Source organism: Streptomyces kryoterrae, assembly GCF_054072135.1.
Genome location: NZ_CM133358.1, coordinates 8,385,700 through 8,402,651, shown reverse-complemented (window position 1 = coordinate 8,402,651; position 16,952 = coordinate 8,385,700). Strand labels below are relative to the sequence as shown.

Genomic DNA, 16,952 nt, shown 5'->3' with positions numbered 1-16,952 from the left:
GGTAGGGGCTGGGGGTGGGGGTTTCTCTTTCCCCAAGCCCACCCCTTCCCGAAACTGGGGGCTCTGCCCCCAGACCCCCGTGCGTGCGGCGCCGCGCGGCCAAAACAGGCCCTACTTCTCTGTTACTCCCGCCGAGTCGAACGTCGCCACCTCGTGCATCGCCCTCGCCGTGCTCTGGACCATCGGGAGGGCCAGTAGTGCGCCCGTGCCCTCGCCCAGGCGGAGGTCCAGGTCGATCAGGGGGCGCAGGCCCAGCTTGTTCAGGGCCGCCACATGGCCCGGTTCCGCGCTGCGGTGGCCCGCGATGCACGCGGCCAGTACCTCGGGGGCGATCGCGCGGGCCACCAGGGCGGCGGCGCCGGCGCTGACGCCGTCCAGGATCACCGGCGTACGGAGTGAGGCGCCGCCGAGGAGCAGGCCGACGATGGCCGCGTGTTCGAAGCCGCCGATCGCCGCCAGGACGCCGATCGGGTCGGCCGGGTCCGGCTGGTGGAAGTCGATGGCACGGCGGACGACCTCGGTCTTGCGGGCGAGGGTCTCGTCGTTGATGCCGGTGCCCCGGCCCGTGACCTCCGCGGGGTCCGTGTCCGTGAAGACCGAGATCAGGGCCGCCGACGCCGTGGTGTTCGCGATGCCCATCTCGCCCGTGAGCAGGGCCTTGTTGCCGGCCGCCACCAGGTCGCGGGCCGTCTCGATGCCGACCTCGATGGCTGCCTTGGCCTCCTCGCGGGTCATCGCGGGGCCGGTCGTCATGTCCGACGTGCCCGCGCGGATCTTGCGCGGCAGCAGGCCGGGGGTGGCCGGCAGGTCCGAGGCCACGCCGACGTCGATGACGCAGACCTCGGCGCCCACCTGGTTCGCGAAGGCGTTGCAGACCGCGCCGCCGCCGAGGAAGTTGGCGACCATCTGCGCGGTCACCTCCTGCGGCCAGGGGGTGACGCCCTGGGCGTGCACTCCGTGGTCACCCGCGAAGATCGCGACCGCGGCAGGCTCGGGGATCGGGGGCGGGCACATCCGGGACAACCCCGACAGCTGCGCGGAGATGATCTCCAGCATGCCGAGCGCGCCCGCCGGCTTCGTCATGCGTTTCTGGCGCTCCCACGCCTCGCCGAGCGCCTTGGCGTCCAGCGGGCGGATGTTGGCGACGGTCTCGGCGAGCAGGTCGTGCGGCTCCTCACCGGGCAGCGCGCGACGGCCGTACGTCTCCTCGTGCACGACCCACGACAGCGGACGACGCTTGGACCAGCCCGCCTGCAGCAGTTCGGGCTCCTCCGGGAACTCGTCGACGTAGCCGACGCAGAGGTAGGCCACGACCTCCAGGTGCTCGGGCAGACCCAGCGCGCGGACCATCTCCCGCTCGTCGAAGAAGCTGACCCAGCCGACGCCGAGGCCCTCGGCGCGGGCGGCGAGCCACAGGTTCTCGACCGCGAGCGCGGAGGAGTAGGGGGCCATCTGCGGCTGGGTGTGCCGGCCGAGGGTGTGGCGCCCGCCGCGGGTCGGGTCGGCGGTCACGACGATGTTCACCGGGGTGTCGAGGATGGCCTCGATCTTCAGTTCCTTGAACTGCTTGGCCCGGCCCTTGGGCAGCGACCTGGCGTACTCCTCCCGCTGCCGCGCGGCCAGTTCGTGCATCGTGCCGCGTGTCTCGGCCGAGCGGATCACGACGAAGTCCCAGGGCTGCGAGTGGCCGACGGAGGGTGCCGTGTGGGCCGCCTCCAGCACGCGCAGCAGTACGTCGTGCGGGATCGGGTCGCTGCGGAAGCCGTTGCGGATGTCGCGGCGCTCGCGCATCACCTTGAGCACGGCCTGACGCTCGGCGTCGTCGAAACCGGGGGCGGCGGGGCCGGCGGACTGTCGTACGTCTTCCACCGGCGCCGTGCTCTCTTCGCCCTCTTCCTGGTCCTCCTGGCCCTCCTGGTCGGCGACCCTGGTGTCCAGGTCCTCCGCCTGCTGTGCCGTCTCCACGGTGTCGAGGTGGGGGGCGAGGGCTGGTTCGGGCTCCTCGGCCGGGGCCGCCGCCACAGGTTCGGGGGTCGGTTCGGCCTCCTGGAGGGCCGGGTCCTCGGTCTCCGCCGCTTCCGGTTCCGGCTGCGGGGTCCGGAGGGTGATCGCCGGTGCGGGCGCGGGCTCCTCCTCCGGGGGCGTCGGGGCCAGGTACGGGGTGGTGGGCACAGCGCCGTCCACCGGGACGAACTCGCCCACCGGCTCGACGAACGGTGGCTCGGCGGGCAGGTGGGGCTGGTAGGCCGGCTCGGCGAACGGAGTCGGTTCCTCGACGGGCTCCGCGTACTGCACGGCGACGGGGATCGCGGCGGCAACGGGTTCCGGGGCAGACGCCTCCGCCGGTACTGCCTCGTACAGGGGCTCAGCGAACGTGACGGCCTCGGTCACCTGGGCGGAGGTGTCCGCCGGTTGGGACGCCGGTTCCGCGAGGTGGGCAACAGGGAGTTCGTCCTCGGCGTGCGGAGTCGGGAACCCCCCTACGGGGACAACAGGGGCCTCGACGGGAGCGCCGAGGTCCACCGCCTGAGGGGCGAACTCCTCGTAGGCCTCGGGGGCGAACTGAGCCTCCGGCGCCATCGGGACGTCCGGGGCGACCTGCGCGTCCGGTACGGCCGGCACTTCCGGTGCGAACGGCGCGTCCAGGACGGGGTCCGCCTCCGGAAGGTCCGGTTCCGCCTCCGGCACTACGGGTTCCGCCTCCGGTACGACGATCACAGCGCCCTCGGCCTCCTGCGGGGCCTGCGCCATCTCGGGGGACACGGGAAGCACCACTGATGGATCCGGGATCCGGGGAGCCTCGAAGGCGTACGCGTTCTCCGGCGGGTGGGCCGCCGAGGGAGCGGCGGGCTCGGGCGTCTCGTAGGTGTCCGCCGGCTCCTCGTACGAGGCTTCCGGAGTCGTCTCCTGAAGCGCCGGCTCGGGCTCCGCCTGCTCCGGGAGCTCGGCCGCCTCGGGCGCCGGTTCCGGTGCCGGAATCTCGGCCAGAAGTGGAGCAACCGTTTCCGCGGGGTGCGCCGCCTCGCTCACCAGCGGCGGGGCCGACGCGGCCTGCACCGCTGCGGGAGCCGGGGCCTGGGTGCCCCACGGGGCCGCGCCCTGCGGGACCGCTTCGGCCGGCAGAGGTGCCGCGTCGAGGTATTCGGGGGCCTGCACGGGCATGCCGAACTGGCGCACCGGTGCGGGTGTGCCTGCCGGGCCGCGGTCGGCGAGGGAGCGGACCGGGCTCGCGGAGGCGTCCGGGGTCGGCGGGCCGAGGTGCAGCGGCCGGCGGGGCACGACCGGCGCCGGCGTCTGGGAGACGGCGGTCTGGGTCGCCAGCCGGACGGCGCTCAGGTCGACCGAGCCGCTGTCGCGGCCACCGGTCTCGTGCGGGCCGGGCTCGTGCACGGCCTCGACGACGGGCGCCGGGGCGGGTGGAGCGACCTCGTTGCCCCACGCGCTCTGGGCGCCCGGGAGGAGCAGCAGGTCTTCGTCCTCGGCGGTGGTTTCGGAGAGGTAGGTGTACGCACCGTGCGTGGGAACGCCCGGCTGTTCCACCATGCCTGCGTTCTCCGGCAGCCCCTCGGCCGGGACCTGGCCGGTGTCGGTCATGCGTACCCCTCGCCCATCGGTTAGTGCTTCTACGACCAGCTCACCTGTAACGGCTCACCGATCGCCCCGTAGTGAAGAACGAGCATGCGCGCCCAGCGGCACGAACGACCCGTCCCAGAAAGACGACAAAGCCACTAACTGGCATTCTCGCCATCAACTGGCATTCTTGCGGTCGTTCCGCCGTAGCGGCACCTTGATCCGCCAGGGACCGCTGTGGACTGCGCCACGTTGCGCGTCTCAACGGTTCCGCCGTACCACACTCACCCCAAAACGGGTGCGCTTTCCGGACATTGGGTTACGAAGTGCCGGGCCACCGAATGCAGTGCAACGGTCGGCCAGCCTACCGCGCGCAGTACGACAACAGGATCACGGGACGGCAACCGGCCTCAGGTGGCACGGTCGGGCAGCACTCCGCTGAGCAGGAACGCGACGCTCCGCTCCTTCTCCGTCCAGGCCCGGACGTCGAGCTCGACGGACTGGAGGAGGGCGCACTCGACCTGGTAGCCGTGCTCGGTCAGGTCGCGGCCGACGAGTTCGGCCGCGTCGCGGGTCGCCGCGTGCGTCACGATGCGCTGCGGGCGCCGGTCGGCGACCGCGGAGACCACCGCCGCTCCCCCGCCGCCGACGCGGACGACGTCGGGCTCGGGGAGATCCTCCAGGACGTGGGGGGCCTCGCCGCGCACGATCTGGAGCTGGACGCCGAAGCGACGGGCGGTGAAGTCGGTGCGGGCGCAGGCGTCCACGTTCCGGTCGACGGCGATGACGGCGGCGCCGCTGCGGGCCGCGTCGGTGGCGAAGGCTCCGCTGCCGCAGCCGATGTCCCAGACGAGGTCGCCCACGCGCGGTCCCAGACGGGCGAGTTGGGCGGCCCGCAGCAGCTCGGTCTCGCCTTCCGCGTACTCGGTCGAGCCGTGCCCGTACGCCTCGGTGGGCAGGGCCCAGCCGCGGGGACCCGCCGCCGGGTCGCGGCCGGCGATCCAGTCGCTGTCGGCGCTGCCGGTGACCGGGCCGCCCATGACGATGACCACGTTGGGGTCGCGCCAGGTGCGGTCGGCGGCCTTGTCGGAGGTGAGGATCGTGATCCGCTCGCGCTCGGTGCCCAGTTCCTCGCAGATGACGAAGGTGCGGTGGACTCCGTCGAGGAGCAGGCCGAGTTCGGCGGGTCCCGCGCCGGGTGAGGTGAGGACGGCGACCTTGGTGTGGGCGCGGCACACGTTGACCGCGCGGCGCAGGGTGCGGCGGTGGGCGACGACGATCTGGGCGTCGTCCCAGGGCATGCCGGCGCGGGCGAAGGCGGTGGCCACCGAGGACACGGCCGGAACGACCTCGACCTCCAGGCCGAACTCGGGGTTGCGCAGCGTGCGTACGACGCCGAAGAAACCGGGGTCTCCGTCGGCGAGGACGACGGCGGTGCCGCGATGGCCGGCGATGCGGGGGGCCGCGAGGTCGACGCTGCCGAGGCGGACGTGTTCGGCGGCCGGAGGCACTTCGGGGAGCGCGAGATGGTGGGCCGAGCCGGCCACCAGCGTGGCGGCGCCGAGGGAGGCGCGTGCCGAGGCGCTCAGGGGTGAGCCGTCCCAGCCGATCACCGTGACCCGGTCGGCCATCGTCGTCAGTCTCCAGGGGGTTCGGCGTGGTCGTCGGGCAACTGGGGGAACTTGGGGGCATCCCCTACGGAGTCGGCCGTATCGGTGCTCCGTGAGGGTATCGGGTGTTCCCGTGGTGTCCGGTCGCGTACCCCTCGGTTCAGTTCCAGTCGGAGTACGACGTGAAACCGCCGGTGTCGGCCAGTTCCTCGCCGGCTCCTTCGAGGTCCTCGGGGAGCAGGCTCCAGACGATGAAGTCGGTGCGTACGTCGGTCCAGGTGTCGTCCTCGGCACGGACGTGGGCTATGCACGCGCTCCGCAGGACGCCCTCGCTGATACAGCCGATCTTCTGGGCGACCTGCTGGGAGGCGGTGTTGTCGGCGGCCGTGCGCAGTTCGACGCGCTCGAATTTCTGGTCGCCGAGCACCCATTGGGAGGTGGCGAGCGCGGCCTCGGAGGCGTAGCCCTCGCCGCGTGCCCAGGGGGCGATGATGTACGACAGCTCGGTGGACCGGATGTGCCAGTCCGTCTTGGACAACTGGACGATGCCCACGAGGCGTTGGGTGAGGAACTCGGTGACGGCGAAGTCGAGGCCCCGGCCCCCGGTGCGTTCGGCGGGCGCGTACTCGGTGATCCAGGTGTGGGCCGCTTCCTCGGTGAAGGGCTGGGGGACATCGGTCCAGGCGGCGACCTGTTCGTCGTTCATCATCTCGGCCAGCGCGGGGATGTCGTCCTCGTCGAGGGGGCGCAGTACCAACCGCTCCGTGCTGATGGAGATGTTGGGGAAGGTGCTCGTCATGCGCCACTCCGTAACCTTCGAAACCTTCGAACCTGCAAGGCCTGATGAACTGCCCAGCATGCAGCATGCGGCGCCACAACCGCATCACGGGGTCCACACCCGGTGAGGGAGCGGACCCCGTACGTGTCGGTACGTACCGAAGGTGGCGGGTACCGGACGGCGGCCGGACCAGAAGGGGGGATCAGAAAGAGGGGATCACGGAGCCGTCGTACTTGTCCTCGATGAACTTCCTGACCTCGGCGGAGGTGAGCAGCTTCGCCAGCTTGGCGACCCGGGGGTCGCCCTCGTTGCTCTTCTTGACGGCGAGGAAGTTGCCGTACGGGTTGTCCTTGGGGGACTCCGAGACGAGGGCGTCCTTCGCGGGCGAGAGGTCGGCTTCGAGGGCGTAGTTGCCGTTGATCACCGCGGCGTCGACGTCGTCCAGGGAGCGCGGGGTCTGGGCCGCCTCCAGCTCCTTGAACTCGATGTTCTTCGGGTTCTCGGTGATGTCCTTGGGGGTCGCGTCGTTGCCGACGCCGTCCTTGAGGGTGATGATCCCGTTGGCGTCGAGAAGCTTGAGGGCCCGCGCTTCGTTGACCGTGTCGTTCGGGACGGCGATGGTGGCGCCGTTCTTCAGCTCGTCGGCCGACTTCAGCTTCTTCGAGTAGAGGCCGAGCGGCTCCAGGTGCACGGTGACGACCGGCACGATGTCGGTGCCGTTCTTCTGGTTGAACTCGTCGAGGTAGGGCTGGTTCTGGAAGTAGTTGGCGTCCACGGACCCGTCCTCGGTCGCCGGGTTCAGCGTGGTGTAGTCGCTGAACTCCTTGACGTCCAGGTCGAGTCCCGCCTTCTTGGCCAGGTTGTCCTTGATGTAGGTGAGGATCTCGGCATGCGGGACGGTGCTCGCACCGACGACCAGTGGGCCGCTGGTGTCGGAGGCGGAGTCCTTCTCCGAGCCGCACGCGGTGAGACCCAGGGTGAGGGCTCCGGTGGCGAGGGCGGCGGCGGTGAACTTTATGACGTTACGCACGAAAAGTGCCTTTCCATGTGGGCATGGCTGTCCCCGTGATGGGTGGTACGGGGAAATCCGCGGGTGGGTGGAAGGGGTCAGGGAGGGTGTCCGGCGGCTCTCAGGCAGCCTTGCCGACGTCCGCGGCAGCGGATTCCCCGGTCGTCGGGCTTGCCTTGGGCCTGGCCTTCAGCAGCCGGAACGCGGGCGCGGAACCGGAACCGCCGCCGCGCCGGTAGAGCCTGCGGGCCGCGAGGTCGCCGGCGAACTGGATGACCGAGATGACGACCGCGAGGATCGCCACGGTGATCCACATCAGGCCGGTCTCGAAGCGCTGGTAGCCGTAGCGGACGGCGATGTCGCCGAGGCCGCCCGCGCCGACCGTGCCGGCCATCGCGGAGTAGCCGATGAGGGCGACGACGGTCGTGGTGGCCGACGAGATCAGCGAGGGCAGGGACTCGGGTACGAGGACCCTGCGGACGACGGTCCAGGTGTTGCCGCCCATGGCCTGCACGGCCTCGACGAGCCCGTGGTCCACTTCGCGGACAGCTGTCTCGACGAGGCGGGCGAAGAACGGGATCGCACCGATGGCGAGCGGCACGATGGCGGCCTCACGGCCGATCGTCGTGCCGACGACGGTCCGCGTGAAGCTCATCAGCGCGACCATCAGGATGATGAACGGCATCGAGCGGGCGACGTTCACGACCTGCCCGATGACCTTGTTGGCGAGGACGTTCTGGAGGAGCCCGCCACGATCGGTCAGGACCAGCAGGATGCCCAGCGGAAGCCCGCCGACGACGGCGATCAGCGTGGACCAGCCGACCATGTAGAGGGTGTCCCAACACGCCTGCTCCAGCAGGGGCCGCATTTCCGACCAGGTCACTTGGCACCGTCCTTCACCAGCACGGACTCCTGGTCCGCCCGCTCCACGACATCGATCTGCAGCCCTTGTTCGCGCAGGAAGCCGACCGGCACGACGTTCTCCTCGTAGCCGCCCGGCAGTTCGATGCGCATCCGGCCGACCTGCCTGCCCCCGACGGTGGCCATCGCGGCGCCCAGGATCGAGATGTCGATGTTGTACGTGCGCGAGAGCTGCGAGATGACGGGCCGGGCGGCGGCGTCCCCCTGGAAGGTGACGTCGATGACCGTGCGGTCGTCCCCGGAGGCCTCGCCGCCGACCGGGAAGAGCGCGGCGGCCAGTTCGGAACCGGGGGTGGCGAGCAGCTCGCTGACGGTGCCGGACTCGGTGATCCGCCCGTTCTCCATCAGTGCGGCCGAGTCGCAGATGGCCTTGACGACGTCCATCTCGTGCGTGATGAGCAGCACGGTGAGCCCCAACTGCCGGTTCAGGTCACGCAGCAACTGGAGGACGGAGCGCGTGGTCTCCGGGTCGAGGGCGCTGGTGGCCTCGTCGGAGAGCAGCACCTTGGGGTCGCCGGCGAGGGCGCGGGCGATGCCGACGCGCTGCTTCTGGCCCCCGGACAGCTGGGCCGGATAGGCCTTGGCCTTGTCGGAGAGACCGACGAGGTCGAGCAGCTCCAGCGCCTTGCGGGACCGCTCCCTGCCCGACGTACCGAGGATTTCGAGCGGCAGCTCGACATTGTCCTGAACGGTACGGGTGGAGAGCAGGTTGAAGTGCTGGAAGACCATGCCGATGCGGCTGCGTGCCCGGCGCAGTTCCCGGCCCGCCCTGGGTCCGCGCCCGGCCAGGGCGGTGAGGTCCTGCCCGGCGACGGTGACCGTACCGGCGGTGGGGCGTTCCAGGAGGTTGACGCAGCGGATGAGCGAGGACTTGCCGGCGCCGGACTGGCCGATGACGCCGTAGACCTCGCCTTCGCGGACGTGCAGGTCGACGCCGTCGAGGGCGGTGACTTCACGACCGCGCGAGCGGTAGACCTTCGTGAGGCCGGACGTGGTGATCACAGGGGTTTCCGTCACTGTCGAGTGCGCGGGCGTGGGTGTGCCCGGACGCGGGAAAAGGATGTGCGCGGCGCGGGCCGGTCACGTATGCGAATGCCTGTGTATGAGTCGGAGGAGACATACGGCTGCGGCGTACGGACATGCCACGGCGGCTCGCTTCGGGGCGCGAGGCTCAGGGAGTGGTGCGAGGGCCCTCTAGAAGGCGCACATTCGACACATACAACGAGCACCGGGCGTCAGGGTCGCCTCGGTCGCAAGGATGCGGCTGCTCGTAGTGGTCATGCGATCAGTAAAGCAGACGTATGGGTGGGGCCAAGAATGCCCGTCCCACGTCTGTCCATATTCCGGACAGACTCCTTGGCGATCACCTCGTCGGCACGACCCCGCGGGGCCGAGCGCACCAGGCATTTTGCGCCGTAATAGGGTCGCGGCATGCTTGATGCCCTGACGGTCGCGACCGCCGTCGCCGCTCTCGCGCTCGCCGCCTGGTGCGGCTGGGCCGCCTCTCGCGATCAGCCCACCAAGGACTGGCACTTCATCGGCATGGGCGTGGTGACCCTGCTCACCGTGGTCCAGCTGGTGGTCGGCATCGTCCAGCTCGCACGGGGCGAGAAGCCGGAGCAGGGTACGACGATCTTCGTCGCGTATCTGCTGGGCGCGCTGGCGTGCGTGCCGGTGACGGGGTTCATGTCGTTGGCGGAACGCACCCGTTGGGGCTCGGTGACGGTCGCCGCCGGCGGTGTGGTGCTGGCCGTGCTGGAAGTGCGGCTCTATGACATCTGGGGAGCGTGAGATGGCCACCACGGAGGAGCCCATGACCGGGTCCACGGAGGGGAAGCCGGTGCGGAAGCGGCTCATCAGCGGGCCGGGAATCCTGCTGGTCTGGCTGTACGGCGTGATGGTCGTCGGCGCGGTGTCGCGGTCCGCCGTGCAGATCTCGACCGAGTTCGGGCATGCGCCGCTCGCCTACTCGCTGTCGGCCGTCGCCGGTGTGGTGTACGGGTTCATCACGTACTCGCTGGTGCGGGGCGGGGAGACGGCGCGACGCGCCGCGCTGGCCTGTTGCGCCGGGGAGCTTGTCGGGGTGTTGGTCGTGGGTACGTGGACCTTGGTCGAGCCGTCCGCGTTTCCCGACTCGACCGTGTGGTCCGACTACGGGATGGGGTACCTGTTCATCCCGGTGCTGCTGCCCATCTCCGCCATGTACTGGTTGCGGCAGGCGCGTACGCCTCAGGGGGAGACGGGCTGAGGTCTGCTGCGCGACCGCGGGCCGGTGGGGGCCTGTCGCGCCCACGCGGCGGAGCCGCGAATTCGTCACAGCCCCGCGCCCCTCGAAAACGCCGGTCAGGCCGTTGTGGCGTACGTTCCCGCCGGCTTTTCCAGGACGATCATCGGTACGCCGTCGGTGCCCTTGTCCGTGCCCACCGTTTCGTAGCCGACGCGGCGGTACAGGCGCAGCCCCTTGTCGCTGCGGTGGCCCGTGCTGAGGCGGAACCTCTTGGCGCCGCGTTCCTCCGCGAGCGCCGACTCGGCCGCGCGCAGGAGACGGGCGCCGATGCCGTGGCCCTGGAGGCGGGGGTGGACGCAGAGCTTGCCGATGGACGCCGTGCCGTCGGGGTTCGGCGTGCCGCGCACCGAGCCGACCACCTCCTCGCCCAGCCGGGCCACGAAGACGCAGTCCGTGCCGACTTCCTCCCGCACGGAGTCCAGGCTCTGGACGAGCGGATCGATCCGGTAGTTGCCGTACAGAGCGGCCTCGCTCTGGAAGCACAGGTACTGCAGCCGGAAGATCTGTTCGGCGTCCCGTTCTGTCGCCACGGAGATGGTCACGCTCATGCCCATGTGTGCACGCCTCCCGCTCACCTGCTCAGTCGTATGTCCTCACTCCTATCCCCGCGCTTCGCGGGCCGCAACCTCCGGCGTCAGCAAACGACGGAGACATCCCAGGCATCTGGAACGTTCCGGGCCAAGACTGCCCTGTGAGATACCCAACTCCCCCGCGATTTCCCGGTATGTGAGGTCCTTCGGCGACAGCAGCGCCTCCAGCAGGCTCGGGCAGCGGCCGGGCAGCCGACGTACCGCGTCACGCAGGGCGCGGTGCCGGGCGGCGGTGAGGGCCAGCTGCTCGGGGCCCGGCCCGTCGTCGGCCGCCGGCTGGTCGCCGTACGGCCGCTCGATGCGGGCGGTACGGCGGTTGCGGCGGGCCTCGGAGCGGACGGCCCGGCGGAGCCAGTTCTGCGGGTCGGCCGGCGGGCCGTCGGAGTCGAGGCGCTCCAGGAGGCGGAGCCAGACGGCCTGTTCCAGGTCGCTCGGTTCCGCGCCGTAGGCATATGCCTCCGCCGAGGCCTCGGCGGCGAGCAGGGGGCGCAGGGCGGAAACCATGTCGTGGGTCATATGCGGCACGACGCGGCCGCCCCGGCGGAAGGTTGCCGGAGCGGCCGGTTGTCACCCCAACCGGGGCCGGGCGTTCAGCCGTTGACGCGGCTGCCCCTCGGCGCTCCCGTCACCTCAGTCGTTCAGGAAGTCCGCGCGGGCCAGCACACCCGTGTCCGCGTTGTCCGTGAAGACGCCGTCGATGCCCGTCGCGAAGTACGTCCGGTAGGCGCCGAAGGCGTCTCCGTAGGCGTCCGCGTCCGTGCCCTTGCGGAAGTTCGCCGGCAGGAAGGGGTTCTCGTTGCGCATGGTGTAGGGGTGCAGGATCAGGCCCGCCCTGTGCGCGTCGGCGACCAGGGTGGTCGGCGAGGTGAGCGCGCCCGCCGCGTCCTTCGGGATGACCAGGTCGAGGGTCGGGCCGATGCCCTGCGCGTACGAGGCGATCTCCTTCAGGCCGGCCGGTTTGATCAGGTCGGCGACCGTGCGCGGGTCACCGTTCGTCACGAAGTCCCAGGGGCGGGTCTGCGCGGCCGAGAGGAGGACGACGAGCGGATTGGCCACCAGCCGGTTCAGGCGCTGGATGCTGGTCGGCTCGAAGGACTGCAGGATGACCGGCGAGTTCTTCCCGTCCTTGCCGTGCTTCTTCAGGAGCTTCGCGACGCGCTCCTCCAGGCCCAGGCCGAGCGCTCGGAAGTAGGTGGGGTGCTTGGTCTCGGGGTAGATCCAGACCTGCTTGCCGCGCTTGCGGGTCTGCTCGTCCTGCCAGCGGAGGACCTCTTCGAAGGTGGGGATCTCCCAGCGGCCGTCGTAGAGGGTGTTGTGCGGGCGGTTGGCCGGAACGCGCTCGATCGCGCGCAGCGTCTTCAGCTCGGCGAGCGTGAAGTCCTCGGTGAACCAGCCGGTGAGGGAGACGCCGTCCAGGACCTTGGTGGTCCTGCGGCTCGCGAACTCGGGGTGGTCGGCGACGTTCGTCGTCCCGCCGATCTCGGGCTCGTGGCGGCAGACGAGGTGGCCGTCCTTGGTGGGGACCAGGTCACCGGCCTCGACGATGTCCGCGCCCAGGTCGAGGGCGAGTTGGTACGACCCGAAGGTGTGCTCCGGGCGGTAGCCGCTGGCACCCCGGTGGCCGATGATCGTCGGTACGGGCAGGCTCTTCAAGCCACCGCCTCCGTGCTTCACGTCCCGGTGCGCGACCTGCCCGGCGTCCTGGGCGTCGGCTCTCGCCGCGCCGGGCAGCCCGAGGACCGCGCCGCCCGCACCCAGCATCGCGGCTCCGAGGAGCGTCCGCCGCCCCGCCCCCGTCGAGTCCCCCTGCGCATGTCCGTTCGACTCCAGCGTGCCCATGAGCGCCTCTCCTGCCGCACCGTCATCTGTCCAAACGGACCGATCGTAGGTGCGTGTACATGTCGACAGGGAGACCTCGGGCGGAACACGCGGGTCACGCTGGATGTCGGCATCGAAGCGGGCGCGGTGGGTACGCGGTCGGTGTGTCCCGTACGACTCGCGCGACCTCCGTCACATTCGTGGCGGACCGTCACCTGCCCTCAACACCGCGCCACCGCAGGTAAACGCGGGTCAACAGTACGTAAGCAGTGGGTGAACCCGATGTGCGTTACCCCCCGACGCGCGAGTATCGTCCTCACCTGCACAGACTTATACCGAATCCCTTGACACCGGAGGGCCCGTTGTCCCGCTTCACGCTCATCAAGGCACTGCTCGGACCGATCATGCGCCTGATGTTCCGCACACGGGTGGAGGGCGTGGAGCACATCCCGGGGGAGGGTCCGGTGATCCTGGCCGGCAACCACCTCACGTTCATCGACTCGATGATCCTCCCGCTGGTCTGTGACCGGCAGGCCATGTTCATCGGCAAGGACGAGTACGTCACCGGCAAGGGGCTCAAAGGCCGTCTCATGGCCTGGTTCTTCACCGGTGTCGGCATGATCCCGGTGGACCGGGACGGGGCCCACGGCGGTGTCGCGGCGCTGATGACCGGTCGCCGGGTGCTGGAAGAGGGCCGCGTGTTCGGGATCTATCCCGAGGGCACGCGCTCCCCCGACGGCCGCCTCTACCGGGGCCGCACCGGCATCGCCCGGCTGACCCTGATGACGGGCGCGCCTGTCGTGCCGTTCGCGATGATCGGCACGGACAAGTTGCAGCCCGGCGGCGCGGGGATGCCCCGGCCGGGGCGGGTCACGGTGCGGTTCGGTGAGGCGATGGAGTTCTCCCGGTACGAGGGGATGGACCGCGACCGGTATGTGCTGCGGGCCGTGACCGACTCGGTGATGACCGAGGTCATGCGGTTGTCCGGGCAGGAGTACGTGGACATGTACGCGACTAAGGCGAAGGCCGCGTAGGGGTGGTGCGGGGTCGTCGTCGGGTGCGGGTTCGTTGTGGCTTGTCGCGCCCCGCGGCGGAGCCGCAGTTGAATGCAGCCCCGCGCCCCTGACAGGGCGCCCTGCTCACCCGGCGCGATCAGCTCCCGTCAGGGGTGGTCGCCCCGGCCTTCCAGTCGCTGTCCCTTCAGCAGTACCCAGGCCGCGCCCGCCGCTGCCAGGAGGACCACCGCGCCCGCGCCCGCCGCCAGGGCGATTCCGTCGGTGAACGCCTCGCGGGCCGCGTTCAGCAGGGCTTCGGCCGTGTGCGTCGGCAGGCCCGCCGCCGTCTCCACCGCGCCGCCCAGTGATTCGTGGGCCTCGGGCGGGGTGCCCGCCGGGGCGTCGAAGTTCCGGTAGGCACCGGTGACGATCGAGCCGAGCAGGGCGATGCCGAGGGCGGCGCCCAGTTCGTATGCCGTCTCCGACACCGCCGCCGCGGCACCGGCCTGTTCCTTGGGGACGCTGCCCAGGATGACGTCGGAGGTCACGGTGAACGAGAGGCCCGCGCCCACGCCCACGACCAGCAGCGCGGTGCCGAGCAGCGGATAGCCGGTCGACCGGTCCACCAGGGTGAGCGCCGCCAGGGCCAGGCCGATGGCCGCGAGGCCGCCCGCGACCACGGCCCGTACCGAGTAGCGCCGGGCCGCCGCACCGGCGAGCAGACCCGCCACCACCGCGCCGATCGCCGCGGGCAGTTCGGCGAGGCCCGCCTCCAACGGCCCCCGGCCCTGCACCAGTTGCAGATACTGCGAGAGGAAGAACACCAGCCCGGACAGTCCGAGGATGGTCAGCAGGTCGGCGAGCACAGCCCCACTGAACCCCCGGTCGCGGAACAGCCGCATGTCCAGGAGCGGGACAGGGAGCGTGAGTTGACGGCGTACGAAGCCGTACAGAGCCGCCCCGCCCAGGGCTGCCGCGCCCAGCGCCGGCCACGAGAAGCCGTGTGACGCCGCTTCCTTGATGCCGTACACGATGCCGATCATGCCGACGAGCGACAGGACGACGCTTCGCATGTCCCACGGACCCGGCGCCGGGTTGCGCGACTCGGGCAGCAGCTTGATGCCGACGAGGACGAGGACGACCATCACGGGCAGGTTGATCAGGAAGACCGAGCCCCACCAGAAGTGTTCGAGCAGGAAGCCGCCGACGACCGGGCCGACCGCGGTACCGGCGGAGGCGGTCGCGCCCCAGATGCCGATGGCGAGGCTGCGTTCGCGCGGGTCGTGGAAGAGGTTGCGGATCAGGGCGAGCGTGGCCGGCATCAGGGTCGCGCCCGCGACACCGAGCAGCGCCCGCGCCAGGATCAGCAACTCCGGTGTCGTCGCATAGGCGTTGAGCACCGACAGCGCGCCGAACGCGGTCGCGCCGATGAGCAGCAGCCGCTTGCGGCCGATGCGGTCGCCGAGGCTGCCCATGGAGACGAGCAGGCCCGCGATGACGAACGAGTAGACGTCGCCTATCCACAGCAACTGGGTGCCGGACGGCTTCAGGTCCTCGCTGATGTAGGGAGTCGCGAGACCGAGAACGGTCGCGTCGACGGCCACCAGCAGCACGGCCAGCACGAGGACGGACAGCGCGAGCCAGCGGCCCGGACGCTTCCCTTCCTCCGTCGCGTGGGCCGGCTGCAGGGTGCTGGTCATGATTCCTCTCTCCGTAGCGCGCCGCCGAGCAACAGCTCGACGATCATGTGGTTGAAGTCCTTGGCGGCGACCCGGCCCTCGCTCACGGCCCAGGCGCCGGAGGCCATGAGCCCGTAGAGCGCCTCGGTGAGCCATGCCGGGGTGAGGTCGATACGGAACTCGCCGCCCTGCTGGCCGCGCCGGAACAGGGCGGCGATGGCGGCGTCGATCCGGGCCCAGCCCTCGTTCTGCTCCTCGCCCTCGAACAGCTGGTTCTCGGTGTAGAGGAACGCGAGCAGTCCGGCGGCGGGTTCGAGCTCCCGCACCAGGCGGCGCACCGCCTCCTGGGCGTTGCCATCGCCGAGTCGCGCGGCCGTCAGAGCCGACTCGCACTCCTCGATGCCGAGCTCTTCGAGGGCCCGTACGAGCGTGTCCCGCCCGGCGAAGAGGCGGTGCAGCGTGGCCCGGCTGATTCCGGCCGCCTTGGCGACCTCGTCCATGGTGGACGTGGATTTCCGGGTGAGGAGGGCGGCTGCGCTGCGCAGCACGTGTTCACGGTCGACGGCCATGAGACAACAGTAGACCATGTGAGACATGGTTGTCTCATTGAAGGCGTGCGCGTATCAGAGCTACCCGCTCGACAAGGGGCTCAGTGCCAGGGCAGCTGCCCGCGCCGCTCCCAGTAGACACGCGGCTCCTCGACCAGGGTGGCCAGGCGTGACAGGTGGTCCTCGTCGAGGTCGACGACCGCCGCGTGCAGATTCGAGGCGAGCTGGCCCGCCGTGGCCGCGCCGGACAGCACGACCCCCGCCCACGGCTGCCGCAGCACCACCGCGAGGGCGACGGCGTCCGCGCCGAGGCCCGTCTCCTCGGCGATCGCCCGTACGCCGTCCGGTGCCTGCCCGGCGGCGAGACGGCCGTTGGCCATGCCCTCCTTGACGATCACCGTCAGTCCGGCGTCGTGGGCCTCGGCCAGCGCGGGCCCGGCGGAGGTCTCCAGGACGTTGTACGTCGACTGGACGGTACGGAAGAGGGGCTCGCCGTCGACCGTGACGGCGAGGGCGGCGCGAACGGTGTCGGCCTGGGCGGGGCCGCTGGTGGAGAAGCCCACGGTCAGGCCCTCCGCGGCGGCCTCGGCGAGACGGGCGTGGAGTTCCTTGTCCGACAGGGCCGGGCTGTCGGGGGTGAGCGAGTGGATCTGGTAGAGGTCCAGGCGGGCGCCGAGCAGTTGGTCGGTTTCGGCGCGCTGACGCTCGTACGTCGGGAGGCTGTGGTCCTTGACCTCGTGCCGCTCGGCGTCGGTGGTCCAGTCGGCGGTGTAGGTGTAGCCCCACTTGCTGCCGATGACGACGTCGTCGATGCCGGGGCGCGCGTGCAGCCAGTCGGCGAGGAATTCCTCCGAGCGGCCGTAGGAACGGGCGACGTCGATGTAGCGCACGCCCTGCGCGTAGGCGGCGTCGAGGAGTTCGTGCGTGCGGGTGCGCAGGGCGTCGACGCTGCGGTCGTCTCCGAGGTCGTCGTCCCGGCCGAGGTTGATGTAGCCGGGGCGGGCGACCGCGGCGAGGCCGAGTCCGAGGTGGCAGGTGGGGGTTGTCGCTGTGGCCAGTCGGGTGAAGGGCATCGCGGGTTCCGTTCGGTCGGGTCCGGTACGGTTTCCGACCAACGTAGCCCGCGATGACCTTTGCGGGGGTTGCC

15 protein-coding genes are annotated in these 16,952 nt (G+C 70.7%); 3 read left to right on the top strand and 12 right to left on the bottom strand.

What is annotated here, in order from left to right; translation table 11 throughout:
• Positions 1-111: 111 nt before the first annotated feature.
• From cobT to ACW4TU_RS37295, 6 genes are all read right to left on the bottom strand, one after another.
• Positions 112-3,594, bottom strand: a complete 3,483-nt coding sequence (cobT, locus tag ACW4TU_RS37320; protein WP_457420672.1) for a nicotinate-nucleotide--dimethylbenzimidazole phosphoribosyltransferase — start codon at positions 3,592-3,594, stop codon at positions 112-114.
• 386 nt (positions 3,595-3,980) lie between these two features.
• The gene (gene cbiE / locus ACW4TU_RS37315) at positions 3,981-5,201 is read right to left on the bottom strand and encodes a precorrin-6y C5,15-methyltransferase (decarboxylating) subunit CbiE (protein WP_457420670.1); all 1,221 of its coding nucleotides are present in this window, start codon (positions 5,199-5,201) and stop codon (positions 3,981-3,983) included.
• Between the two features lie 139 nt (positions 5,202-5,340).
• Entirely contained in the window at positions 5,341-5,979 is a 639-nt protein-coding gene (locus ACW4TU_RS37310; protein WP_457420668.1) for a GNAT family N-acetyltransferase, read from the bottom strand.
• 181 nt (positions 5,980-6,160) lie between these two features.
• Positions 6,161-6,988, bottom strand: coding sequence for a MetQ/NlpA family ABC transporter substrate-binding protein (locus tag ACW4TU_RS37305; RefSeq protein ID WP_457420666.1), 828 nt, complete (start codon positions 6,986-6,988; stop codon positions 6,161-6,163).
• A gap of 100 nt (positions 6,989-7,088) precedes the next feature.
• Positions 7,089-7,850: a methionine ABC transporter permease gene (locus ACW4TU_RS37300; RefSeq protein WP_457420664.1), complete on the bottom strand. Its 762-nt coding sequence runs from the start codon at positions 7,848-7,850 to the stop codon at positions 7,089-7,091.
• Complete coding sequence (locus ACW4TU_RS37295; protein WP_457420662.1) at positions 7,847-8,890, bottom strand: methionine ABC transporter ATP-binding protein; 1,044 nt, start codon at positions 8,888-8,890, stop codon at positions 7,847-7,849. The genes ACW4TU_RS37300 and ACW4TU_RS37295 overlap by 4 nt, the downstream gene beginning before the upstream one ends.
• 429 nt (positions 8,891-9,319) lie before the next feature.
• Here ACW4TU_RS37295 and ACW4TU_RS37290 point away from each other — a divergent pair, with 429 nt between their 5' ends.
• Positions 9,320-9,679 carry a hypothetical protein gene (locus ACW4TU_RS37290; RefSeq protein WP_457420660.1) on the top strand — a complete coding sequence of 120 codons (360 nt, stop codon included), beginning with the start codon at positions 9,320-9,322 and terminating at the stop codon, positions 9,677-9,679.
• 1 nt (position 9,680) lies between these two features.
• On the top strand, positions 9,681-10,136 hold the full coding sequence (locus ACW4TU_RS37285) for a hypothetical protein (protein ID WP_457420658.1): 456 nt from the start codon (positions 9,681-9,683) through the stop codon (positions 10,134-10,136).
• Between the two features lie 95 nt (positions 10,137-10,231).
• On the opposite strand, the gene ACW4TU_RS37280 is transcribed toward ACW4TU_RS37285, so the two are convergent.
• The 3 genes from ACW4TU_RS37280 to ACW4TU_RS37270 form a co-directional block, all read right to left on the bottom strand.
• Positions 10,232-10,729: a GNAT family N-acetyltransferase gene (locus tag ACW4TU_RS37280; protein ID WP_457420656.1), complete on the bottom strand. Its 498-nt coding sequence runs from the start codon at positions 10,727-10,729 to the stop codon at positions 10,232-10,234.
• A gap of 45 nt (positions 10,730-10,774) precedes the next feature.
• Positions 10,775-11,281: an RNA polymerase sigma factor gene (locus ACW4TU_RS37275; RefSeq protein WP_457420654.1), complete on the bottom strand. Its 507-nt coding sequence runs from the start codon at positions 11,279-11,281 to the stop codon at positions 10,775-10,777.
• A gap of 114 nt (positions 11,282-11,395) precedes the next feature.
• Positions 11,396-12,604, bottom strand: coding sequence for a glycerophosphodiester phosphodiesterase (locus tag ACW4TU_RS37270; protein ID WP_457420652.1), 1,209 nt, complete (start codon positions 12,602-12,604; stop codon positions 11,396-11,398).
• A gap of 323 nt (positions 12,605-12,927) precedes the next feature.
• On the opposite strand from ACW4TU_RS37270, the gene ACW4TU_RS37265 reads away from it, so the two are divergent.
• Positions 12,928-13,617, top strand: coding sequence for a lysophospholipid acyltransferase family protein (locus tag ACW4TU_RS37265; protein ID WP_457420650.1), 690 nt, complete (start codon positions 12,928-12,930; stop codon positions 13,615-13,617).
• 128 nt (positions 13,618-13,745) lie between these two features.
• Here the strand turns inward: ACW4TU_RS37265 and ACW4TU_RS37260 are convergent, their stop codons facing one another.
• The 3 genes from ACW4TU_RS37260 to ACW4TU_RS37250 form a co-directional block, all read right to left on the bottom strand.
• Positions 13,746-15,278: an MFS transporter gene (locus tag ACW4TU_RS37260; protein WP_457420648.1), complete on the bottom strand. Its 1,533-nt coding sequence runs from the start codon at positions 15,276-15,278 to the stop codon at positions 13,746-13,748.
• Positions 15,275-15,826 (bottom strand): TetR/AcrR family transcriptional regulator, encoded by a 552-nt coding sequence (locus tag ACW4TU_RS37255; protein ID WP_457420646.1) that lies wholly within the window; start codon positions 15,824-15,826, stop codon positions 15,275-15,277. Before ACW4TU_RS37255 ends, ACW4TU_RS37260 begins: the two co-directional genes overlap by 4 nt.
• A gap of 80 nt (positions 15,827-15,906) precedes the next feature.
• Positions 15,907-16,878, bottom strand: a complete 972-nt coding sequence (locus ACW4TU_RS37250) for an aldo/keto reductase (RefSeq protein WP_457420644.1) — start codon at positions 16,876-16,878, stop codon at positions 15,907-15,909.
• Positions 16,879-16,952: the final 74 nt, after the last annotated feature.